At 70.4% G+C, this 22489-nt stretch carries 23 protein-coding genes; 8 read left to right on the forward strand and 15 right to left on the reverse strand.

Features of this window, described 5'->3' with window-relative positions; all coding sequences use genetic code 11:
• The first annotated feature begins 19 nt into the window (after positions 1-19).
• Positions 20-1474 carry an FAD/NAD(P)-binding protein gene (locus OHS33_RS34715; RefSeq protein ID WP_330334397.1) on the forward strand — a complete coding sequence of 485 codons (1455 nt, stop codon included), beginning with the start codon at positions 20-22 and terminating at the stop codon, positions 1472-1474.
• 135 nt (positions 1475-1609) lie between these two features.
• Here the strand turns inward: OHS33_RS34715 and OHS33_RS34720 are convergent, their stop codons facing one another.
• Positions 1610-3598, reverse strand: coding sequence for a serine/threonine-protein kinase (locus tag OHS33_RS34720; protein ID WP_330334398.1), 1989 nt, complete (start codon positions 3596-3598; stop codon positions 1610-1612).
• Between the two features lie 491 nt (positions 3599-4089).
• On the opposite strand from OHS33_RS34720, the gene OHS33_RS34725 reads away from it, so the two are divergent.
• The 3 genes from OHS33_RS34725 to OHS33_RS34735 are packed head-to-tail and all read left to right on the forward strand — an operon-like array spanning position 4090 to position 7250.
• Positions 4090-6612, forward strand: a complete 2523-nt coding sequence (locus OHS33_RS34725) for a helix-turn-helix domain-containing protein (RefSeq protein ID WP_330334399.1) — start codon at positions 4090-4092, stop codon at positions 6610-6612.
• Between the two features lie 54 nt (positions 6613-6666).
• The gene (locus tag OHS33_RS34730; protein WP_330334400.1) at positions 6667-7077 is read left to right on the forward strand and encodes a hypothetical protein; all 411 of its coding nucleotides are present in this window, start codon (positions 6667-6669) and stop codon (positions 7075-7077) included.
• Positions 7074-7250, forward strand: a complete 177-nt coding sequence (locus tag OHS33_RS34735; RefSeq protein ID WP_330334401.1) for a hypothetical protein — start codon at positions 7074-7076, stop codon at positions 7248-7250. Before OHS33_RS34730 ends, OHS33_RS34735 begins: the two co-directional genes overlap by 4 nt.
• Here the strand turns inward: OHS33_RS34735 and OHS33_RS34740 are convergent.
• Positions 7237-7869 carry a hypothetical protein gene (locus OHS33_RS34740; RefSeq protein ID WP_330334402.1) on the reverse strand — a complete coding sequence of 211 codons (633 nt, stop codon included), beginning with the start codon at positions 7867-7869 and terminating at the stop codon, positions 7237-7239. The two genes, OHS33_RS34735 and OHS33_RS34740, sit on opposite strands and share 14 nt — an antisense overlap.
• A 140-nt stretch (positions 7870-8009) precedes the next feature.
• Positions 8010-8348 (reverse strand): hypothetical protein, encoded by a 339-nt coding sequence (locus OHS33_RS34745; protein ID WP_330334403.1) that lies wholly within the window; start codon positions 8346-8348, stop codon positions 8010-8012.
• Between the two features lie 145 nt (positions 8349-8493).
• Between OHS33_RS34745 and OHS33_RS34750 the strand changes: the two genes are divergently transcribed.
• The gene (locus tag OHS33_RS34750) at positions 8494-8877 is read left to right on the forward strand and encodes a hypothetical protein (protein WP_330334404.1); all 384 of its coding nucleotides are present in this window, start codon (positions 8494-8496) and stop codon (positions 8875-8877) included.
• A gap of 357 nt (positions 8878-9234) precedes the next feature.
• On the opposite strand, the gene OHS33_RS34755 is transcribed toward OHS33_RS34750, so the two are convergent.
• From OHS33_RS34755 to OHS33_RS34775, 5 genes are all read right to left on the reverse strand, one after another.
• Complete coding sequence (locus OHS33_RS34755; RefSeq protein WP_330334405.1) at positions 9235-9579, reverse strand: MazG-like family protein; 345 nt, start codon at positions 9577-9579, stop codon at positions 9235-9237.
• Between the two features lie 15 nt (positions 9580-9594).
• Complete coding sequence (locus tag OHS33_RS34760) at positions 9595-9876, reverse strand: hypothetical protein (RefSeq protein WP_330334406.1); 282 nt, start codon at positions 9874-9876, stop codon at positions 9595-9597.
• Between the two features lie 1007 nt (positions 9877-10883).
• Positions 10884-11024, reverse strand: a complete 141-nt coding sequence (locus tag OHS33_RS34765) for a hypothetical protein (protein ID WP_330334407.1) — start codon at positions 11022-11024, stop codon at positions 10884-10886.
• A 332-nt stretch (positions 11025-11356) separates the two neighbouring features.
• Positions 11357-11812, reverse strand: a complete 456-nt coding sequence (locus tag OHS33_RS34770; RefSeq protein WP_330334408.1) for a VOC family protein — start codon at positions 11810-11812, stop codon at positions 11357-11359.
• A 50-nt stretch (positions 11813-11862) separates the two neighbouring features.
• Positions 11863-13026, reverse strand: coding sequence for a hypothetical protein (locus OHS33_RS34775; RefSeq protein ID WP_330334409.1), 1164 nt, complete (start codon positions 13024-13026; stop codon positions 11863-11865).
• 104 nt (positions 13027-13130) lie between these two features.
• Here OHS33_RS34775 and OHS33_RS34780 point away from each other — a divergent pair, with 104 nt between their 5' ends.
• A complete protein-coding gene (locus tag OHS33_RS34780) occupies positions 13131-13712 on the forward strand; it encodes a hypothetical protein (protein WP_330334410.1) in 582 nt (193 codons plus the stop codon).
• 20 nt (positions 13713-13732) lie between these two features.
• Here OHS33_RS34780 and OHS33_RS34785 read toward each other — a convergent pair whose 3' ends face one another.
• Positions 13733-14047: a hypothetical protein gene (locus tag OHS33_RS34785; RefSeq protein ID WP_330334411.1), complete on the reverse strand. Its 315-nt coding sequence runs from the start codon at positions 14045-14047 to the stop codon at positions 13733-13735.
• Between the two features lie 257 nt (positions 14048-14304).
• Between OHS33_RS34785 and OHS33_RS34790 the strand changes: the two genes are divergently transcribed.
• Positions 14305-14427 (forward strand): hypothetical protein, encoded by a 123-nt coding sequence (locus OHS33_RS34790; protein ID WP_330334412.1) that lies wholly within the window; start codon positions 14305-14307, stop codon positions 14425-14427.
• Positions 14428-14581: 154 nt separating this feature from the next.
• Here OHS33_RS34790 and OHS33_RS34795 read toward each other — a convergent pair whose 3' ends face one another.
• The 6 genes from OHS33_RS34795 to OHS33_RS34820 all read right to left on the reverse strand — a co-directional run bounded on the left by OHS33_RS34795 (position 14582) and on the right by OHS33_RS34820 (position 21304).
• Positions 14582-14872, reverse strand: a complete 291-nt coding sequence (locus OHS33_RS34795) for a hypothetical protein (RefSeq protein ID WP_330334413.1) — start codon at positions 14870-14872, stop codon at positions 14582-14584.
• A 125-nt stretch (positions 14873-14997) separates the two neighbouring features.
• The gene (locus OHS33_RS34800; RefSeq protein ID WP_330334414.1) at positions 14998-15552 is read right to left on the reverse strand and encodes an SUKH-4 family immunity protein; all 555 of its coding nucleotides are present in this window, start codon (positions 15550-15552) and stop codon (positions 14998-15000) included.
• 78 nt (positions 15553-15630) lie between these two features.
• Positions 15631-17532 (reverse strand): ABC transporter ATP-binding protein, encoded by a 1902-nt coding sequence (locus OHS33_RS34805; RefSeq protein WP_330334415.1) that lies wholly within the window; start codon positions 17530-17532, stop codon positions 15631-15633.
• 560 nt (positions 17533-18092) lie between these two features.
• Positions 18093-18971: a GNAT family N-acetyltransferase gene (locus OHS33_RS34810; RefSeq protein ID WP_330334416.1), complete on the reverse strand. Its 879-nt coding sequence runs from the start codon at positions 18969-18971 to the stop codon at positions 18093-18095.
• Between the two features lie 520 nt (positions 18972-19491).
• Entirely contained in the window at positions 19492-20184 is a 693-nt protein-coding gene (locus tag OHS33_RS34815; protein WP_330334417.1) for an SDR family oxidoreductase, read from the reverse strand.
• A gap of 184 nt (positions 20185-20368) precedes the next feature.
• The gene (locus OHS33_RS34820; protein WP_330334418.1) at positions 20369-21304 is read right to left on the reverse strand and encodes an AraC family transcriptional regulator; all 936 of its coding nucleotides are present in this window, start codon (positions 21302-21304) and stop codon (positions 20369-20371) included.
• 104 nt (positions 21305-21408) lie between these two features.
• On the opposite strand from OHS33_RS34820, the gene OHS33_RS34825 reads away from it, so the two are divergent.
• On the forward strand, positions 21409-22338 hold the full coding sequence (locus OHS33_RS34825) for an NADP-dependent oxidoreductase (protein WP_330334419.1): 930 nt from the start codon (positions 21409-21411) through the stop codon (positions 22336-22338).
• Positions 22339-22489 lie beyond the last annotated feature (151 nt).

Raw genomic sequence — 22489 nt, forward strand, 5'->3', positions numbered from 1 at the left:
GGAAAGGACGATGTCCCTCGTGAACCGCAGCGGTACCGCTCACGACATCGCCGTGGTGGGCGCGGGCGCCGCCGGTGCCCTGACGGCGCTGCGCCTGCTCCACAACGCGGCCGTCGGCAACCCGGTCGTCGGCAACGCGGCCGTCGGCCCGCCCGCGCCGGTCCGGATCTGGCTCATCGACCCCGAAACCACAGGCCGGGGGCTGGCTTTCGGAACCGATGAGCCGCACCACCTGCTGAACGTCCCGGCCGGCCGGATGAGTGCCCACCGAGACGATCCCGGCCACTTCGTACGCTGGCTCGGCGACCGGGGCGGCGAGCACGACTTCGTGCCCCGGGGCCTCTTCGGCCGGTATCTCGCCGAGACCCTGGAGGCGGTGAGCAACCGCGGTGACGTCCCCGCGCTCGTTCGGGTGCCCGACCGCGTCGTCAGCATCGGCCACCGCCCGGAGTCGGCCGCCTCACCGCTGAGTCTGCGGCTGCGTGGCGGGCAGTCGCTCGACGTCGACGCCGCGGTGCTGGCCCTCGGCAACTTCGCGCCCGGCCTGGCCTGGGCGCCACCGGCGCTGCGTGACTCGGAGACGTTCCTGGCCGACCCCTGGGCATCCGGCGCCCTCACGAAGGTCCCGGAGGACCGTGACGTCCTGCTCGTCGGCACCGGCCTGACCATGGTGGACATGGCACTCAGCCTCCAGCGCCCCGGACGCGTCGTGCACGCGCTGTCGCGGCACGGCCTGATCCCCCAGCCGCACGCCACCACCCCGGTCCTCGCCCCGGCCGCCCCCGAGCTCGACACCCACGCGGGGCTGGCCGCGCTGCGCCGGGCGGTGCTGCGACACATCGCCCACTGCCGCCGCGTACACGGCGACTGGCGGGCGGGGGTGGACAGCCTCCGTCCCGTGACCAGCGCCCTGTGGCAGCAACTGTCACCCGCCGATCAGGCCCGGCTGCTGGCCCAGAACCTTCGGCTCTGGGAGACCCACCGCCACCGGATCCCGCCGAGCAGCGCCAAGGCTCTGCGCACCGCTGTGGACACGGGTCTGGTCAGTATCGGCCGGGGCGTCGTGGCCAACGCCAAGACCGCCGCGGATACGCCCGGTGATGTCGTCGAGGTCCAGTTGGACAACGGCCGTCGGCTGCGGGTTGGGGCAGTGCTGAACTGCACCGGCTCCGAGGCTGACCTCACCCGGATCGACGACTGCCTGGTCACCCACCTGCTCGACACCGGCCTCGGTTCGCCGGCCCCCGTCGGCGGCGGATTCGACACCACTGCCCGCGGTCGGCTGCGCCCCGCGGGCGACCGGGCACCAGCACCGCTGTGGACTCTGGGGTCGCTCCGGCGCGGCAACCTGCTGGAGACAACCGCCATCCCGGAGATCCGCTGCCAGGCCGACGACCTCGCCCTCCTGCTGCTGGACCGCAGTGCGGTGCGAACGCCGGGCGAGGCAGCACCGGCCCACCGAGAGGGTGTTTAGCGCGCCATACGTACGTCCCTGTGCGGTGGAACTCGCGGCCCTCGGCGGTGAGTTCCACCGCACGAAGCTGAGCTTGACTCTGTCGGCGCTCCCCACCCTCACCCGCGCGCCGGACAGCTCGGCCCTACCGTCGGGTCAGGCGCCCTGAAAGACCTTCGTGCAGAGCAGGGTCGCCCCGTCGTCCACCAGCCAGGACCAGTAGCGGGTCTGATCGCCCTGCGTGCGCCGACAGTTGTTGCTGTTGGCGCCCGCGGGGGCCTTGTAGACACCCGTGATGTGCATGACCTGGTTGTAGCCGGAGGGGACCAGGGTCGCAGGGCAGTCGACCAGGGTCAGCGCGCCGAGCCAGATGGTGTCGCCCGACTGGTGGGCAAGCATGCAGTAGGTCGGGTGGTAGACGCCGCTGAGGCAGAGCCTCGTGGTCCGGCCGCTGCTCGGGGACTGGTACGTCCACTGCACCTTGCCCACGCCGGTGGGACAGCTGCCGTCGGTGACGCTGCTGACCCAGACGTGCGCCCTCTCACTCGCGCAGGGCACGGCGCCGGGCGGCGCCTGCGCGCTCCATGTGAGGCGGTCGTATCCGGCTGCCCCCGTGTCGTACACGGGGAGGCAGTCGCCCGCCGATACGGCCCTGAAGGCCGCTTCCGTCGGATCCGGGGTGGGTGTCGGCGTGGGCGTGGGTGAGGGGACCTCGGGCGTCTCCTCGGGTGTCTCCTTCGGCGTGCTGTGTGGAGTGCTCCCGTAGGTCTTCTCGGTGCTGGGCTGCGAGGTGGCGTCGACCGTGGGTCGCGTAGAAGGCCTCGTAGAAGGGGAAGCACCATCGGCTCCGGCGCTCGCGGACGATGCGCCGGAAGAACCTGAGGAACGTGAGGAGCCGGAGGACCGGGAGGAATCCCCTGACGTGCCGGAGGTGTCGTAGGAGTCCAAGACCGGCCCGATGAGGAGCAGCACCGCGATCAGACCGGCCCAGGCGGCCCAGCCCGCCCATGCGTACCGGCCCGACGAGGGAGCGGGCTGGACGGCGCGCCCCGCGTGTTTTCCTGGCCGTGCGACGGCCCGCGCCTGCTTGCGGAGTTCCGCCTCCCGGCGGATTCGGGCCGCCTCGGCCTTCCGCGCCCTTTCGCGGCGCACGGCCTGCTCGTCGGCGTGGAGCAGCGAGGGGGCCGGCGGGGGCAGCGGCCGGGCCGCCCCGCCCGCCTTCGTCGCCGCCCGGGTCGCGCCGAGCGCCCGCCCGTGCGCCTCGTACGCCTCGATCATCGCCTTCCACTCCACCGGCAGCCAGCGTTGGTCCCGCCGCCGCGTAGGCCGTTCGAGTATCTCCAGGCTCTGCGCCAGGAGGTGCGCCGGCTTGGGCCGGTCGGCCGGGTCGAGCGCAAGGCACGGGCGGACCAGCGGACCCAGCGACGCGGGCAGTCCCGCCAGGTCGAACCTGCCGCCCTGGACGAGGGCCAGGAGCGGTACGGCGCCTTCCACCTGCCGGTAGGGCGGACGCCCGACGGCGAGGTGGAAGAGGGTCGCCCCCAGCGAGTACACGTCCGATGCCTCGGTCGAGGGCTCCCCGCGTGCCTGCTCGGGCGAGGTGAAGGCGATCGTGCCGAGCGTCAGGGAGGTGCGGGTGAGGTCGACGGCGTGCGAGATGCCGAAATCTATGAGGAGGGGCCCGGTCAGGGGCAGCAGGATGTTCTGTGGTTTGACGTCCCGGTGGATGACCCCCTTGTCGTGCAGGGCCATCAACGCCTGTACGGTGCCCGCCGCGATGGAGGGCACCGCCCAGTCCGGCAACGGCCGCGAGTCCCGTACCAGGTCGGACAGCGCGGGCGCCGGAACGTACTCGATGGCCATCCACGGCCGTGGCGCGTGCGGATCGGCGTCGAGCACCCGGGCCGTGTACCTGCTGTCGATCCGCTGCGCCAGCTCCACCTCCCGGGCGAACCGCTGCCGGTCCGTCGGGCTGACGGCGCCCTCGGCGAGCAGCGTCTTGACCGCGACGAGCGGACCGCCCTTCGTCGGGCGCGCGAGGTAGATCCGGCCCATGCCCCCGGAGGCGAGCCGCCACAGCAGCCGGTAGTCGCCCAGCTTCGCGGGATCGTCGACGGCCAGACGGTCAATTCCGATGCCGGACATGTCCGCCCCCTCGCCGATCCCGCCGATCCCGCCGATCCCGACTGTCCGAAACCCAGCTGTCCGAAACCCGGCTGCCTAGCGCCCGCATGAGGCCGCGAGGAGCAGAAAGAGGACCACGATTCCCAGTACCGGTAGACACCCGAGGCCGCCGCCCGAGTTGCTCCCCTTCGGCTCCCCACGGCCGCGGCCGCTCGTGCTCCACTCCACCACGCCGGCCGCGAAAACTCCGGGGTGGTGCGTGGCGTAGTGCCGGATTTGCTCGAGCTCGCTCTCCGACTGGCCCTGCCACGCCGTCTTGTAAGAGCACTCCCCGCACCAGTGGCGGAATACCATGTCGACTCCTCACGCAGCTTCGCCGGCCTCACGACCGGGCACCATCGATGCTGGGGGCACGTACCTCCAGCCGGACAGGACATGGGACCGGCCACATGTGACCGGCGGCGCGGGTAGGCTCGCCGGCGGCCGAAACCGCAGGCAGAGGGGGCGCCGAAGTGGTGGATCAGCTGGGGACGCTGTTACGCCGACTGCGCATGGAGTCGGGGCTGACACAGGAGGAATTGGCGGACCGGGCGAAGCTGAGCGTCCGCACCATCCGCCGGCTGGAGAACAGCACGTCCGTCGACCACCGGTTGACGACGGTGCACCTGGTCGCGGACGCGCTGGGGGCCGGTCCGGAGGACCGCCTGGTGTTGGCGGCCGCGCTGGCGAAAGCGGGGGTGAAGCAAGAAGTCGGCGGGGCGTCGGAAGAACCGGTTCCTGTTCCGGGACATGTTCCTGCTCCTGCCCCAGTCCCTGCCCCCCGGCGAATACCGGGCGTACTGGCCGAGGCGGCGGAGGAGTTGGCGCGGGAAGTCCGCCGCCGGTGGCGGCTCGAAGAGGAACAGCGCCGGGTCCACGATCCGTACGCGCTGCCAGTGCGATGGCGACGGGCCCCCGACGTACTGACGGACCGTCCGGAGAACATCCAGCGGCTTCCCCCGGGCGTCGCGCCGAGCGGGGTGGACCTGGACGGTGATCTACGAGGAGACCTGCGCGACGCGGCCGAGGTCTACCGGCGGATCAGGTCGGGTCGGCTCGTGGTCCTCGGCCGGGCCGGGTCGGGCAAGTCGATCCTGGCCATCAGGCTGGCCCTGGACCTCCTGGCGGCATCGGCTCCCGCCGACCCGGTACCGGTGATCTTCAGCCTCGGATCCTGGGACCCGACGGCCACCGCGCTGCCCGACTGGCTGACCGACCGGCTGCTGCGCGACCACCCCCACCTGGTCCAGCGGGTGCACAACGGGCCCACGCTGGCCGCCGCGCTCGTCGGGGCCGACCTGATCCTGCCGGTGCTGGACGGGTTCGACGAGATCGCCGAGGGCCTGCGGGACGATGCGCTCCGGGCGCTGAACGCCACCTCGCTGCGGCTCGTGCTGACCAGCCGCCGCGGGGAGTTCGCCGAGGCGGTCCGCGCGGCGGGCGCCCCGCTGGTCTCGGCCGCGGGCATCGAACTCGTCGACCTGACCCCGGACGACCTCGCGGACTACCTGCCCCGAACCGCCCGGCCCGTCAACGCCCCGGGAGACTCCAGAAGACAGGGCTCCGGCGTATGGGACCACGTCCTGGCAGCACTGCACACCCAGGACACGCAGGACACCCGGGACACCCAGGACACCGCGGCGGCCAGGAACCTCGCCGAGGTCCTCAGCACCCCGCTGATGGTCATCCTGGCGCGGACGATCTACAGCGACGCGGCCGGCACGGACCCGGCGGAGTTGCTGGACACCACCCGCTTCCCCACCGCACACGCCATCGAGGAGCACCTCCTGGCGGGCTTCGTACCCACCCTCTACCGGCGCCGCGCCCCCGTACGGACCGCCCACGGCCACCCTCCGCCCCGGCAGCCCCACCGTGACCCCGAGCAGGTCCGCCAGTGGCTCGGCTACCTCGCCCACCACCTGGTCAGTCTCGACGACCTCGACCAGCAGGACCTCGCCTGGTGGCGCGTCGGCGCCTCGCTGCGCCGCTCTACGCGCGTCCTCGCCGTAGCGCTGACCTGCGCACTGTCGATCACCCTGGCCGAATGGGTCGTCGGCCTGATCGCCCACCAGCTAGGAGCCGGCGCCGCCGCGGGACTCGGCCGGGTCCTCATGGAGGGAGCCCTGATGGGCCCGATCGCGGGCCTGGCCTTCGGCTGCGTGTACTGGCTCGTGACCAGGTACGGCGGAACGACCTTCGAGCCGTCCCACGTACGGCTGCGACTGCGACTGCGGCTGCCCGGAACCCACCACGGCACCCGCGTCGGACGCGGGCCGTTCCACACCTTCGCCTCGCGCTTCGGGGCCGTGCTGCCCGGCGGATTCGTGATGGGCGCCGGATGCGCGTTCGCACTGACGCTGGAACGCGTGCTGTTCGACATCATCCCGTTCACCAGCGCCGCGATGGTCGAGGCCACGCTCACGAACGTACTGGCCTTCGGACTGGTCTTCGCCTCGGCGACCGGAGTGGTCTTCGGGCTCATGGCCGTGTTCGAGGCGCCGCTGGACATCGCCTCCGCGGCCACTCCGGTCAGCCTGCTCGCCGCCAACCGCGCGACGGTCCGCCGGCAGGTCGTCGTCCTCGTACCGGCCCTCGCCCTCGCGATCACCTTCGGCGGCGGCCTCGTCGTCCGACTGCTCGGGCTCGTCATCGGAGACCTGAACTGGCTGCTGCCGGACGCGCTCTTCATCGGAGCGGTGGGCGGACTCGGCGGCGCGTTCTCGTACGCCCTCGCGTTCACCGCCTGGGGGCAGTGGGTCATCCTCGCCCGCGTCTGGCTGCCGCTGACCGGCAAGCTGCCCTGGAACACGGTCGCGTTCCTCGACGACGCCTACCAGCGCGGCGTCCTGCGCCAGACGGGCGCGGTCTACCAGTTCCGCCACAGCCGGCTCCAGCACCACCTGGGCGACAACTACCGCCGCCACCACACCGCCTACACCCCGGCCCACTTCCCGGCCCCCGCCCCCGTCGCCGCCCACGGGGACGAAACCACATGAGCTTGCGCGTACAGCGCATACAGCGCATATAGCGCAGATGGGGTTCCTCCGTGAGTGAGTTGTCCACACGGCCGCCTTGGTCCACAGGCTGGTCCGAGGGACACGGCCACGGCGCTGGCCGCGGTCTGGGATGTCTTCGGCCTGACCGCCGAGCTGGCCGACGGCATCGCGTTCGACGAGGGCAGTGACGAACTGCAGGCGATCCTCTCCGCGCAGAAGTGCGAAGAGGGCCAGCGTCTCCTTCCCCTGCCGGAAACCGGCCCGCCGGTCGTGGCTCCGCCACCGGAACCCGGCGCCGCCGGTCTCGTCCCGTACGGGCGGCTCCTGGAGCACGTCACGGGTGCGCTGACCCGACTGTCGGCGGTCGGGGCGGCCGACGAGGGTTCGGCGCGCGCATTGCTGCGGATCGGCGAGCTGGCCTCCGACGCCGCCAGGGCACTGTCCTACGTCCGGGAGGACGGGTGACGACGATCGGAGAGCTGTTCGACGTCGCGATCGCGCGGCTGCAGGAGGTGGCGCAGACCCCTCTCGCATCCGTAGCGGCCGATGAGCGTGCCGCTCTCGCCCACGAAGTCGGCGGTTGCGTGGTCGGCCGGTGTCGTGTTGAAGCCGGCCGGGCGCGCCTCACCAGTGGGTGAGATCGAATACCGTCGCGCAGTAGGGGTCGGTCTCGTCCGACGGGTTGTAGCTCAGTTGGTCGTCGGCGATGAGGCTGGGGAGTGCCGCTGACAGGCCCGTGATGGCGGAGATCACCGCGCCGTGGCGGTCGCGCAGTCCCACGTCGAGCCCGACGGTGCCGGGCAGGCCGCCGCCGGTGACGTACAGACGTGCGCGTTCCCGCCCCTTGTCGAGCAGGAGGAATCCCAGCAGGACAAGGCCGTCTTGGCTGCCCGTGCCCGCGTCCGTGTCCCCGGCCGTGTCCCGGCTTGGCGCGATACCGGCGGCGGCCGCGTACAGGGCGTCCGATAGGTCGAGCGCCGCGGGGTGGGCGTCCAGGATCTTCCGCACGGTGTCCACCGGTACAACGGGGATGCCGTGGCCGTCCCGTGGGCCGGCAGGCGCGGGGGGTCGGTCGCCGGGGGAGTGCCGTACGAGCTGTCGTACGGCGGCCACCAGCTCGGCGGCGGGTACGTCGTTCCCGTCGGGGTCCAGGAGGGGGACGTCGTAGGCCCTCGACGTCGTCGGGGCGGTGCCGTCCCACACCACGACGCGTACGAGGTCCCGATGCTGCGGCAGGGGCAGTACGCCCCTGACCACAGGACCGCCTCCCAAAGGTGTTGCCGTGAGGCGGAGCATCTCCCGGGCGGCCGCGGCCTGCAGCTGTGTCAGACCGACGCCGTCCCATCGCGCCGCAGGCTGCGCTGACCGCTCGTCGCCGTCGGAGGAGGCTGGTGCCTTCACGTCTCATTCACCGCGTTCGGGCATTTGTTGCGGGCCACGCGCTCGCAGTAGGCGGTGATCGTGCCGATCTTCTGGCCCTGGTCGGCGGGCTTGTAGACGTTGTCCGCGGTCTCGTAGTCGTACTGGGCGATGACCTTGATCCGGGCGAGGATGGCTCCCAGTCTGTTGACCAGGACGCCGCCGTACTCCCGGCGCACGCCCTTCTTCACGGGGTGTTCGCTGGTCACGATCTTGATGACCTTCGGGTCGTGGATGTTGTGTTCTTGTGAGAAGTGCTGCCAGCCCGTGTCCGAACCGCCGAGGGTCAGCGGCCACCAGGCGTCAGCTCGGGGCAACCGGGAACGGTGCACGGGGCACTCGGCTTGCGAGGCATGGGGTACCTCCAATTCGTGGCCGGAGGGTGGCTGTTGCAGGCCACATGATCATGAAAGGATGCGCGCGGGTCGGCAGGGAGTCGGCCGGTATCCGTTAAGGGAGACCATGGCTACGAATCCCGACCGCAACATCGATGTCTCGGGCGTGACCAACCACAACATCGATGTCTCGGGCCGCACGGCGGCTGTCACCGGCGAGCAGCCCGCACTCGAGGTCACCGACTTGGGAGCGATACCGGCACAGATCCAGACACAGGAGTCGCCCACTGTTGCTGTCGCCCGTGAGCGACTGATCGAGGCCATCGGCCGCGAAGCGGTGTTCCTCGCCGACCAGCGAGCCGGACAGGCGTCCGGGGGGCTCGAATCCCTTGCTCGTGCCTTTGCTCTGGTGACCGGCAGCACCGCTGCCCTCGTTGGCAACGGAGCAGACAACGCCACGGTAGGAACCGGCCGGGTGTCCAGCTTTGCAGACTGGGCCGCTAGCAGTTGACGACACAGCCGATGGCCCACGCACGCCGCCCCGGTACATGCGCCGACACTGTGCCGGGGCGGCGTGCTCTCGGGACGGAGTCGACCTCGCCCCGAAGTCCTCGCGGGTCTTCGTGCGGTGCCACGGGCGGCAGAGCGGTTGAACGTTCCCATCCTGGCCCTCCCGCCGAGCGTGAGTGATGCCTTCACCACCCCTGGTGAGGGCATTCGTGCGCTCCGGGCCTGGGCAGACGGCCGAGAAGTCAGCTGAGAGTCACTTCAGCCTGCGCATGCGGGGAGCAGGGCCTTGGCGAGGGTGATCCGGCAGAGCGCCAGGGGTTCGTCCCCGCGTGTGCGGGGCGCCCACAGCCCCGAGGGTTTACTCCCGTCCTGACAGGTCAGGTGAGGAAGGCGTCACTCGGTCAATGAGGTGCTGGAGCCTGTCGCCGAACTCCTGCTCGGCGTCCGGAGTGAGTGTCGCCAGTGCGACGAACGTCGTGACCGCGACATCGATCAGCTCCTTTCGGACGTCGTCCCACGTGTGCGACCGGCCCTTCCGCGGGTTGGCGGAGAGGGCGCCGTGCAGGGCCTCGGAGACCTCCCCGAACTCCTCGCCGATCTTGAGTACGCGCAGCAGGTTGCGTTCTGTCTCGGTCTGATGGCCGGTGTTGTCATCCAGCCAGGCACGGATCTGGTTGATCTGATCCCATGTGTTCGCGTCCATCAGGTCAGGTCTCTCTCACTGCTCGGAGGGTAGGAACAGGGCGTGGGCAGGGTCCTGGGAGTGGGCCCGCGCGGGGGCGGTGAACTCGGTGACCTCCAGCGGCTCCACCGCGGTGACGGCGAGCCGTACGGTGAGCGCGTACTCGAACGGCTGGGAGAACCGGTACTGCGGGATGTGGCAGGGCTCCAGGATGTTCATGTCGCCGATCACCGCCCTGGCGTCGTGGCTCCCCTGCGGGAGCGCGGCCGTCAGCGCCTTGAGGAACCTCTGCTTCCGCGCCAGCTTGACCGAGCTCACCCGCGGCGGCGAACCGTTCCTCCAGGAACGCACACCCAGCGCTGTCCGCCGTCTCCGTGAGGACGAGGACGTGCTCCGGGCGGGCCGCGAGGCAGGCGAGCTGGCGCTCCGCCCTCTGCCCGCTCGGATTGCTCAGGTTGAGGGTCATTACGCCGCTCGTGCGCGTGACCTCGCGCTTGCTTGTGACGTCGTACGTCCTCGTGCTCGTGCTCGTGACCTGCGTGCTCACCGGCTGCTCCCCGTCCCGGATTCCCCGATGGCCGCGACCGCGATCCGGGCGACTTCGTCCGGGCCGATGGAGGACGGTGCGGGCTGCCAAGGTCCAGGGCAGGAGAGGGCTGGTGAGGGAGACGAAGTCGAGTCCGTCTCTGTCGCCGGGTACGGGTACGGGTACGGGTACGGGGCAGAGCGTGTTGGGGTCGTAGACGATGCCTGCGACGCCCCAGGACGGGCAGTATTCGACGAGCGCGGCGGTGCATCCCCGTCGGTGGTGCGGGCAGTCCCGTACGGATTCCACCGCGCAGGCGACATGGACCGGTGGGCTGGAGGTCGTCTCGCCCTCGGTGATCGGCTCGCAGTCGGGCGCGGCGACCAGGAACAGCTGCCGCTCGTCACCGCCCGCGGTATTGCCAATGGTCGACCTGCCGCAGACCTGGCACAGCATGTGGTGGATGGCCTGCCGCTGCCGCATCGGGTGCGTACCGCCCAGCTCGGGCCGACCAGCACCAGGCGTGAAGGCGTGCCGGACCCACAGCACGTTGTGCCAGCGGTCGGCGATGCCCTGCTCATCCGCGTACCCGATACCGACCTCCGGACCCCGGCGGTGGACGATCTCACCCGGAGGGAGCCTCTCACCCGACCAAGGGGCGATGAACGGCACCCGCAGGTTCTTCGAGTACAGCTGGCTGGCCGCCTTCACCACGAACCTCCGGCCCCGGCTCCGGCTCCGGCTCCGGCTCCGGAGAGAGCACGACCCGGCGCGGTGATCCACCTGTACGCCGACCCGCTCACGGCGTCAGCCTCCCGGCGAGCATCAGCGCCTGGACACCGGTGGTCCGCACCTCGATCCAGCCCGGGCCATGCTCACCCCCGGGGACCGACTCCGCCTTCACCCCGGCGCCCACCGCGCCGCTCAGCAGCAGCCGCAAGCGCTCCGTGAGCGCGTACAGGTCCTCTTTGAGGCGGAGGTCCAGGAACGTCGGGGGACTGCGTGAAGGCGGCGCATCGGCCTCGGGCCCGGCCCCGATCCAAGCCCCGGTCCCGACCCCGGTCCCGGCGGCGGCCCCCACGGTCTACGGACGACAGCGAGGCCGGGGAAGTACGCACCACGTGGTCCTGGTTTCGGAGTGGCACCGATATGGCGTACTCCTCCCTCAAGAACCGCGCATGGCTGCGCCGCCACGGAATCTTCTACGCGGCGACGGTGCTGGTCGCAGCCGGGAACGAGGGGCTGCTGCGGCCGGCACCGTAGCAACGGCCCTCAGACGACGTCGAATTCGTTGCCCTCGGGGTCCTGCATGGCGGCGGCGTAGAGCCCCATGTCCGGCTCATCCTTGATCCGCAACACGGTGGCACCTGCTTTGACCAGCCGTTCCACCGTGGCCTTGACCCGCTGTGTGCGGACGTTCAGTGGGACGTCACGGCCCCCGCCGACCTTCAGGTCGAAGTGCCACCGGTTCTTGGCGGCCTTCGGTTCCGGAACCTGCTGGAACCACACCCTCGGCCCACGTCCCGCAGGGTCGATGATCGACTCCGGAATGTCTCCGGCACCGGGTGGCAACTCAGCCTCGGGCACCCCCAACGCCGCCCAGTAAGCACGCCAAGTGGCGTGGCCGCCTGGCGGAGGCTCGGCCACGTAGCCCAGGGCTTCGACCCAGAAGGTCACCATTCTCTGCGGATCGGAGCAGTCGATCGTCAGCTGCAGTGTCATCTCCATGCTCGGAGCATCGCAGGCAGGTCTGACAACCGATCCGCTCTCGCCGCACCCTAGAAGAGGCCGGCGCGCGTGTGGTCCGTGAGGTTCTCGAGGATCTCGCGCAGCCACGGGCTGCGGACGGCCGGCAGCCGGACCAGCGTGTGCTGGAAGGTGCCCGGGTCGGCCTGGAACAGGCGATGGGGGCTCGGTGTGGACGGGTCGTCGCGGAGTACGCCGTCGGGCAGGGTTCCGGAGGCGGGGAGGCGTAGGTCCGGTTCGGGGAAGGCCATCCACATCCACACTCCGAAGGGAAGCGGAACGGGGCGTGCCACTGCGCCCGGCCCGGCTGACCCGTCCAGCCCGTCCAGCCCGTCCAGCCCGTCCGGACCGTCCGGACCGTCCGGGCTCCAGGGTTCCCCTGTCTGCGGGTGGGTCGGCACGAGGATGATGTCGACGACGTCCGTGTCGGGGGCGGGCAGTCCCGGTCCGGCCAGGGCGGCGCGGCGCGGGGGCCGGACCGCGGGCAGCAGGGCATCCAGGGCGCGTTGGAACACGTCCGCGATCAGGCCCTGCGGGACGGTCACCGGTCGGCCGTCCGAGGCGGCCAGCAGGTGGGCCAGGGCCTGGCCGGCTGCCGCCTCCCACTGCGGGCTCCATGACCACCAGTGGTCCAGCGCGTTCGGCGAACCCCATCGGGTGATCGGCTCGACCGGGGGCGTGCCCTGCCCCTGCTCCAGCAGTTCCGTCCAGGAGAGCGTTGCAGCGTCGGTGTCTGCGACGGGGAGGCGGTGCACGGCATCAGCCGCGAACCAGACCGCCTGCCAGAGTGAGCAGTCGTCGATCCGGCTCGCCACGGGCAGGCCGCACTCCTCGCAGGCCATGTTGGGACCGTCACCCCAGTCGAGGCCGCAGCAGTAGCCGCCGCCTGCCTCAGGGACGAGCACGGTGCCGCGGGCATCCCCGGGAGCGATGACAATGGCGCCGGGTGCGCCATCGGACAAGGCGTGGACCGGAGCGTAGATCCCACGGGCCGCCGCCTCGTCCGGATCGATCTCCTCCCACCTCCGCCACGGCACCCCCCAGGGTTCCGGTTCCACGGCGAACGTGCCCGACTCCATCAGCACCGGGAGCCGAACCCCATTCCCGTAATTCTGATGAGCGTGGGCCGGCAGTGCGACCTGGGACAGCGGGACGGTCAGCCTGGCGCCACACCCAGCACACACAAAAACGAACAAATGTCCTCCGCGAGAGAAGCAGAAGGCATCGTCGCAGCCGCGCGCCGGACGGGCCACCGACTTTCTCGTCCGCTACGCGGCGTGGCCGCCGATTACCTTGGGCCATGGGAGAGACGAACGCGAGGGGCCGGGTCGAGGTGACGCACGAGGATGTCCACGCCGGTGAGCACGGTGCCCGTGCGCGGTGCCTGCCCGAGCCGTGGATGTGCGCGGTCTTCCATCTCGACGGCAGCCTGAGGGACATCCGGGTCCTTGGCACGACCCGCGTCGAGTGGATCGCGGTGCTCGAACGCCTGCGTGCCGTGGCCGACGAGACGGAGGTGGAGCACTCCTCCCCACGGGTCGATCCCTTGCGTCCCGCCGTCGCCGACCTCTTCCGCGTCTGGGCGGACGAGCCGGAGGGCCAGGAGTCGGAAGGCCAGGAGTCGGGTTTCTCCTTCCGGGCCCGCTTCGGCTCCGTGTGGTTCTTCGCCATGCCTTGCTTCGAGGAGGAGATCGAGTTCTCTGTCCGGCCCGAGGGCGTACTCGACGGGGCAGGAGTGGCGGCCGTGCTGCGCTTCCTGGTCGAGGTCGCGACGGCCAGTCAGCGACGGGCCCTGCTGACAGGAGAGACCGTCCGGTACGACCCGGGTATGCCGACGCTGATCTCCCACGACCCTGTCAGCGGGCTCACTTCCCACATCTGAAAGGGCTTACACGGCTGGGCTTACACGGCTGGGGCGGTCGTGGTCCGAGTGGCGGTGAGGGCGCGGATGGCGGTCTCCTGCGAGTAGGCGAGCAGGCCGATGGTGATGGCGGCCATGACGAGGGCGAAGAGGAGATGGCCGGGGGTGGAGGTGACGGCCAGGCCCAGGGCGTTGAGGGCGAAATGGCTGCCGATGCGCAAGGCGATCAGAGAGACGGCGATTTTCCGGGTCCCCTTGCCGCGCCAGAGTGCCTCGGCGAGCTTGATCCGCTTTCGCATGCGGGTCAGGGAGACGGCGATGTTGGCGGCCAGCAGCAGGAGCAGTACGGGCCACACCGACGGGAAGGCCTTGAGGATGTCGAAGGCGGCGGCGAGTACCCCTTCGAAGGCGAAGAACCAGAACGGGAGCCGGTAGTCGGCGGGGAGCAGGTCGCTGGTCTCGATCTACTCGGCCGATTCCAGTTCCGGCTTCTTGCTCAGGATGTTCATTTTTCCCCCGTGGCTGGTGTGTTGACCCGTGTTGACCGTCAGTCTGGCCGGGGAGGCATACGCGCGGCAGGGCAGCGTGTCACAGATGCCGTACGACAGCAGTCATGCCTGGGCGCAGCAGGGCGCAGTGGAGAACCACCGCCAACAGCCTGAACCCCCGCACAGCGCTCCCGAACTACGCGAACGAGATCAACAAGGGCGAGGGCTGGCGTGTACCGGCCCGGTGAGTCGGTGTTCTACGTCGCGGGAGCTGACGGCGGCGTTGTGGTCAGGCGGCGTTCGACGCGGAGGGGGATGTGATGTGCCGCTCACCAGTGACTGGGTCAGCGGGGGTGACCAACCATCAGGGCTGACCGGCTGACCAGACCCGACGGCGTGCGGTCAGTCGCCGAGGAACCACAGATACAGGTGCGTCCCCTGCTGGACGACCTGGCACAACTCGCGGGCCTGCGCGACCCAGTCGCCACCGCAGTCGGCGGGAAGCCGGTCGAGTTCCGCCAGCAGCAGCGGCATCTGCCGCTGGTTGAACACCGCATCCCCATACGGAGTCAGGGCCCAGAGCATCGGGAATTCCGCCGGGTCCAGGGCCGCGAAGGCACCGGTCCACTCCACCCCGGCCTTGGCCCGAGCCGCGACATCCCCGCTGTCACCACGCACCGCCAAATTGATCACCCGTCGACCTTATCGGCGCCCACCCCGACCATCGAACGAATAAGCGAGGGGGCGGGGCGGAGGACGGGGGACGGCACTCGGCGCACTTCCCGGGCGGCGAGTCACCGCGCCCCCTCCCCGCCTCCTCAGAGCATGGGGTAGGAGTGGAGGAACGACATCCAGAAGGCGCTCGCGAACGGCAGCGCGTCCCATCGCTCCATCCCCTCGCGGACGATCTCCTCCACATCGGCCCAGTCGTATGGGCTCGGCCGCTCCTCCGGCCCAGGCCGCTCCACCTCGAACTTGTAGACGAGGTAGCCGAGCGAGGAGACGTCCTGGTGGATCAGCTCGTACTCGATCTCGGAATCGGGGTCGCGTGCCCAGATCGTCCCGTCGCCGAGGTGTACGAAGACGGCCGACTGAAAGACCACGCCCAGCGGCTGCAGCCTCCCGTGCGGGGTGTCGACGGCCTCAGCGGACAAGCCGGTGTCGAAGGCCGTCTCCGGACTCGCCGGATCCGGGTCCGCCAGCTCCTCAAGAATGCGGAACAGCCCGTTGGAGTACGGGATCCCGACGTCGGTCACGAAGCGCGCCCCGCCGCCGTCCGGCCAGATACGTGCTGCCGCGTCGGGCCGGAACCTCAGCAGATCGCCGGGGGCGGCCCGTTCCACGACCACGGGCCAGTCGATGTTCACCTGCACCAGTCATTCATCCTTCGTGATGATCCGCGGGATTCTCTTGGAGAATGTCACGGGCGGGAGCGCGGGCGGAGGGTGGGTTCACCGGGCCGGCTCCTCGGCGGCGGTGGCGGCGGTGCCGGGGCGGTAGCCGCTGGCCTGGAGGGTGAACATGGCGGCGTAGTCGCCGCCCAGGGCCATGAGTTCGTCGTGGGAGCCGGACTCGACGATGCGGCCGTTGTCGAAGACGAAGATCTTGTGGCAGTCGACGACGCTGGCCAGCCGGTGGGAGATCAGGACGGTGATCTGGTCCTCGCGCAGCCGTCCGCGCAGTACGGCCTCGTAGACCGCGTGTTCGGACGGCGGGTCCATGCTCGCGGTCGGTTCGTCGAGGAGGAGCAGGGGCGCCTTCTTGTACAGGCCGCGGCCCACCGCGATCTTTGCCCACTGCCCGCCCGACAGTTCCTGGCCGCCCTTGAAGCGTTTGGAGAGCAGCGTCTCCCACTGCCGGGGCAGACCGGCGACGACCGTGTCCGCGCCCGAGGCGCGCGCGGCGTCCATTGCGCGCCGGGGGTCGGCTTCGGTGAGGCTGCCGGTGGAAACGGTGATGTTGGACAGGGCGCTGAAGGGGAAGCGCGCCGGGTCCTGCAGGACGCAGGCGACCTGGCGGTGCACCGACTGGGTGTCCATGGTGCGTACGTCGACCCCGTCCCAGCGGACACTGCCGCGCTGGGCCTCGTACAGGCCCGCCAGGAGTTTGGCGCAGGTGGACTTGCCGGAGCCGTTGAGGCCGACGAACGCGATCGTCTCTCCGGCGGCGAGGGTGAGGGAGATCCCGTTCAGTGCCGGTGTCTCTTTGCCGGGGTAGGTGAAATGGACGTCCTTCAGGGTGATCGTCTTGACTTGCGGGGGAGCCTGGAGGGTTGCCGTGCGCGGCAGGAGTCCGCGGCACCGTTCCTGGACGGTGAGGAGGTCGTCGACCCACAGGGCGTGCTCGTAGACGAGGTGGGCGACTTCGACGAGGCGGGTCAGGGAGGCCTGTCCGGCCTGGATGGCCAGCACGGCGCCGGCGCCGGCGGCCAGGGGCAGCCATCCGGCGATCAGCATGGCGCCGAGCGCGGTGTAGGTGATGCCGGTGCCGAGGCCGCCGACCGTACGGCCGACGAGGTTGAGCAGCGCGGAGTGCACGCCGAGCCGCGTGTCCTCCGCGGCGATCTTGGTGGTCAGCCGTCGGTGCTCGTCGAGGAGGGCGTCCTGGGCGGTGTCAGAGCGCAGTTCGGCGGCCGCGTCCACGTCCAGCAGCAGCCAGGAGAAGACCCGGACCCGGCGCTGGAGGGCGTTCCAGCGTTTGAAGGAGTGGAAACGGGCACGGGCACTGCGCACCGCGGCCGCGCCGACGGGGACGACGGACAGCAGGAGCAGCGGCAGGAGCGCGGGGTGCAGGACGCTCAGTACGGAGGCGGTCCCGATGAGCCCGAGGGCGGCGGAGGCGAGGGAGACGACCTGTCCGACGATCTGCCGGGCGTAGAACAGGCCGCGGTCATTGGCCCGGTGTACTTCGTCGTGCCATTCGGCGTCCTCGACCGCCTCCAGTCGTACGTGCGCGGTGAGCCGGAAGAACTCGCACTCCAGGGCGGTACGGATCTTGGGCGTCACCCGCGCCTGCGCCGCCGCGACGGCCGCTTCCAGCAGGGCGCGGGCGGCGAGGAGCCCGACCACGAGGAGGATTTGCGGAACGGCCGAGCGTACGCGGTCGGGTGTCGGCCCCTGGGCGAAGAGGTGCTGGAGGACGGAGACCGAGGCGAGCAGCCCGCCGGCGCTCATGACGGCCGAGGCCAGCTGGCAGAGGAGGACGGTCAGGGTGGCGGCGCGGTCGGCCTGCCAGGCGAGTCGCCCGACCAGAGCAGTGATCCTGGGCAGGCGGGCCAGTACCTGCCGCACGGTGGCGTTCGCCGCGGCGCCGTCGTGAACGGACCAGTAGGCCTCCTCCATTTCGTCGGTCACGTCGCCGTCCGGCGGGCCTACGGGCACGCTCGCGGGCGGTAAGGGGAGCGGCGCGGACCGCGGCGCCGGGATGCTTTTCGCGGAGGCCTCGGCATCGCTCACGCCGCCCACCCCGAGACCGGGTGCGCTGAGGTGCGGCCGCGCTCGCGCCGCCGTCCCTGTTCGAATCCGATCAGCTGATGTCCGGGGGCGGGTGCGGGTGCGGATGGTGCGGGTTCGGGGTTCACGATGTCCTCCAACTGGGCGGCGGGATGGCACTGGTGCTCTAGAAACGCCCCGGATCCGAAGCCGTAACGGCCACGGGAGGGGGAAGTGATCGAACGCAGATGCGTCCCGGGCGTGGGAGGCAGACACCCCGGGTCCAGGCGCTTTTGAACTCACACGTTCGAGTGGACGGGGGCGCGCGACACTCGATCAGGCTCTTGCGGCGCCACCCGCGCCCGTACCCATCCAGGACCCAGAAGAGGGCCGCCGCACCCGACGGCCGACCGGACCTGTTGCGAAAGTGCCGACGGGCCGGACCAGGTGATGCCCCGGTCCGGCCCGTCGTCCGCGTGTCTCTACAGGTCGAGCTGGTACTGGACTGTCGTGTGGGTGGGCACGTAGTTCAGGCTGTCGCTGATGTGTCTCATGTACGTGTTGCTGTCGGCGGTGTCGGTGAGGAGGCCGCCGAGGTCTGGATAGCGCCCTTGGGCTTGTCGGATCGACTCGGCCTTCATCCATCGGCCGAGGCCGTGTCCGCGGTGCTCGGGCAGCACGCCGGTGCCGTAGTGCTGGCCGTCACCCGTGCCGTTTCCGGGGACGACGAGTTCTGTGAACCCGGCGATCGAGTCGTCGGCCGTGTCGATGGCGACGACCGTGTGCAGCTGGTCTCCGCGGTCTTGAACGGCCTTCGCCGCGGCCCGGACGCGGTCCACGTCCCAGATCACGGTGCCGTAGTCGGTGTCTTCCATGGGCATGTCGTCCATGGCGCGGCGTGAGGCGGCGAAGGTCTGCGCGAGGTCGTCGGGGACGGTTCCCTGCCATGACGCCAGCCGGTAGCCGGGGTGCGGACGCTCGATGATCCCGGCGAGGGCGGTGGGGTCCACGTCGGCCAGTGACAAGCGGGCGAACCTCAAGGTGAGCACCTTGCGGAAGCCGTGGGCCGACAGGAAGTGATCGCCGGGCGACCCGGCCTCGGCCTGCGCGCTGACGCAGCGTCGGGCGTTGTCCCGGGCGGCGGCCACGGCGGCGTCGAGGAGTCTGGAGCCGACGCCCTCGCGGCGCTCCGTGGGATGGACGTGGAGGGTCAGTTCGGCGAGGTGCTCTTGTCCGCCATCGAACAGGCGCAGAAAGGCCGTCCCGACGGGGATGGAATCGGCGTCGGATGCCAGCCATGCGAGGCGTCGGCTGTGCGCCCCGTGAGCGGGGTCGGTCAGTGGGGTGATGCGGAGCGACAAGGTGTCTCCGTCGTGAGGAGGTGGCAAAGGTCGTCAGTACGCGGGCTCAACTGCTGGGCACTCGTGCGCATGTGCTCCACACCTCCTCATCGACAGTGCCGGTCCGGAACGACCTGGACGGCCTGGACGGCCTGGACGGCTTGGGCGAACCTAGCCGGACCATCGGTTCCTCGGCAAAGGGTTAACGACGGGCAACGACGGGCAAGGAGTTCCTCCGACGCTGGTGCCTCGACCAGCTCGCCGCGTGGACGGTGCCGCACGAACCGATGACGGTGACCGCCAAGGGCGCACAGACTCACGTGGTTCTCGCCGGCTCTGGCGCGAAGACGGTCGTGTTCGTCCCGGGCATCAACTTCAACGCCGCAGCGTCCCTGCCCCTGGCCACGGCCACGATCGCCGCCGGCTACCGGGTCCTGCTGGTGGACGTCCCTGGCCAGCCCGGTCTCAGCTCTGGCGAACGTGGTCTCTCCGGCGGCCGGTTGTCCTGGTACGGGCAGCGTACTCGCGCGCCCTACTCTCGTCAGCCGAGCTGCCCGGTCGGCCGCATGGTGATCTGGTTGATGTCCACGCCCGCAGGCTGGTTGAGCGCGAAGGCGATCGTGGCCGCGATCTGCTCGGGGGTCATCGCCTCCTCAGGGGTGCCGCCGCGCTCGGCCCAGAACGCGGTGTCCACCACTCCGGGGGCGATGACGGTCACGCCGACTCGGTCCTTCGCGACCAGCAGCCGGGTGTTCTCGGCCAGCGCGTGCGCAGCCCACTTGGTGACCGAGTACAGGTTGCCGGGCGTGTTGCGCACCCCGGCGACGGAACCGATGAACACGATCCGGCCCTTGGACGCCCTCAACTGCGGCAGGGTCTCGCGCACCAGCAGGGCCGGGCCCAGAACGTTGGTGAGGACCATGGCGCGCATGTCCTCGGGGGCGTGGCTCTCCAGGTTGCCGGGCAGCGAGAAACCGGCGTTGGCGATGACGTTGTCCAGTCGGCCCCACGCCTGAACCACGCGGCGCACGGTTGCGGCGACGTCCTCCGGCTCGGCGGCGTCGCCAGTGATCGTCAGCAGCCGCTCACCCGCTCCGGCCGAAGCGGCGAAGGTGTCCAGCTTGCCCGCGTCACGTCCGGTGACCGCCACACGGTGGCCCTGCTCGAGGAGGGTGCGGGCGGTGGCGGCACCGATTCCGGTCGATCCACCAGTGATCAGCGTGACGGGCTCCATGCAACGGCCTCCTCGGCGACGTGGTCAGCAGTTCCCCAAAACGCCTGCACTATACGTGGGGTGGGCTGGTGAGCCGCTGCCAAGGTTGTCACGCCGTACCGACTCCGCCCAGGCCCGCTCGACCGACCGACCTGAGCGTGCCTGGCTGCGTGCGACTGCACGTGCTCAGGCCCGCCACTTCGGATCAGCCGTTCCGCCGGTACGTGCCCGGTGCGGTTCCGTGCGTGCGTTTGAACGCGTGGGCGAAGGCGAATTCGGAGGTGTAGCCGACCTGGGCGGCGATCGGTCTCAAGGGTGCGTCCGATGTACGGAGCAGGCGCGCTGCCGTGGCCATCCGCCACCAGGTCAGGTAGCCGAGGGGCGGTTGGCCGATCAGCTTGGCGAAGCGTCTGGCGAAGGGTGCCCGGGAGAGCCCCGCTTCCGCGGCGAGTTTCGCCACGGTCCAGGGTGCCGCCGGGTCGCGGTGGATGGCGTGAAGGGCGGCGGTGACGGGCGGGTCATTGAGCGCGGCGGCCCATCCGGTGGTGTTCCCTTGGGCGGGCTGTTCCGTGAACCAGATGCGCAGGATGTACAGCAGGAGTGTGTCCAGGAGGGCGGGGACGACCGCGTCCGTGCCCAGGTACGGGTTCTCCAGCTCGGCGGCCAGAAGCTCCACGGCTGAACGCAGCTGGGGATGGCGGTCCGAGTGCGCCGGCAAGTGGATCAGGTCCGGGAGGGTCAACAGCAGCGGGTGGGTGCGGGACGGGTCGAGCTGGTAGGCGCCGCAGAGCACCACCGTGACCGGACCGCTGCCTCCGCTCCGGTCGACGCTGTCGGAGGCGTAGGGGTCGTAACGCTCGTGGTCCCCGGGGCCGCAGGCAGGGGTTGCCACCAGGGTTTCGGGGCTGTCGGCCAGGGTGTGCCCGCTGCCGTGGGGCAGGAACACCACGTCCCCCGCGCCCAGTTGGACGGGCTCCGCGTCCGGGGGCAGGAGCCAGCAGGAGCCCTGCAGGATCACCTGGAAGCCCGCCGACCCCGGTACGGAGACGAACTCCTGTCCCCACGGGGCATGCCACCGAACATGCGCCGACCGGGGCCGGCCCCTCCGAGTCACCGCCATCACATCGCTGAGTACATCCATGGGCCGAGAATACGGGTGCGGTGCGAGACGCACACGTATGAACTGGGCGCTCTGACACATGGATCGTCTCCGCGCATGGTCGGTAGTTTCGCGGTATGACGATGATGAAGACCGCGCGCATCCATGAGTACGGCGATTCCTCCGTGATCCGCTACGACGCTGTTCCGCGTCCGCGTCCGCGACCCGCCTTCGGTGAAGTGCTTGTCCAGGTCGCCGCGACCTCGTTCAATCCCACCGAGGCCGCTCTGCGTGCCGGGATGCTGCAGGCGTTCTTCCCTGTGGACCTGCCCTACACGCTCGGCTGGGATCTCGCCGGAACCGTGGCCGAGATCGGGGCGGGGGCGGAGGGCTTCGCCGTCGGCGACCGGGTCATCGGGCGGCTCGACAGCGGGGGTGCGGCTGCCCAGTACGTCCGGGCGCCGGCCGCCGCGCTCGTCGCGGCGCCCGCGTCCATCCCTCTCGCGCATGCCGCGGCCCTTCCCGTGGCCGGGCTGACGGCCTGGCAGGCAGTTTTCGAACACGGGAAGGTGACCGCTGGTCAGCGGGTGCTGGTCAACGGTGCCGGTGGCGGCGTCGGAGGCTTCGTGACGCAGCTCGCCAAACACGCGGGGGCGGAGGTGATCGTCACGGCCAGTCCTCGGAGCACTCAGGCGGTCGTACGGCAGGGGGCGGACCAAGTGATCGACTACACCGCCGGACCGGTGAGCGCCGCGCTCGACGCTCCGGTGGACACTCTGCTCAATCTGGTCCCGCTGAGCCCATCGGACGCCGCGGCTCTGGCGCCTCTGGTACGGCCGGGCGGGAGGATCGTCTCGATCGCAACCCCGATCGAACCGGCTGCGGACGCCGGAGTGAGCGCGATACACATGGTCGCCCGCAACGATGTCGCACACCTCGCGGCGCTCGTGGAATTCGTGGACGCGGGCGCGCTCGGCATCGACATCAGCGAGTCACGTCCACTGGCCGACCTCGCCGACGTCCACCGCCGCAGCGAAGCCGGTCAGAACCGAGGCAAGATCATCATTACCCCCTGAACCCGGGCGGCGATTCCGGGTGCCGGGTGCCGCGCCGGTACCGCTCGCCCTCCTCCGCAACCTCACCCTCGCCCGGGTGGGTGAGCACTCCGCACATCTCATGACCGTGTCCAGGCCTACTCGGAGACGATTTGCGGGACAACCCTTGGAT

Source organism: Streptomyces sp. NBC_00536 (assembly GCF_036346295.1).
Lineage (GTDB): Bacteria > Actinomycetota > Actinomycetes > Streptomycetales > Streptomycetaceae > Streptomyces.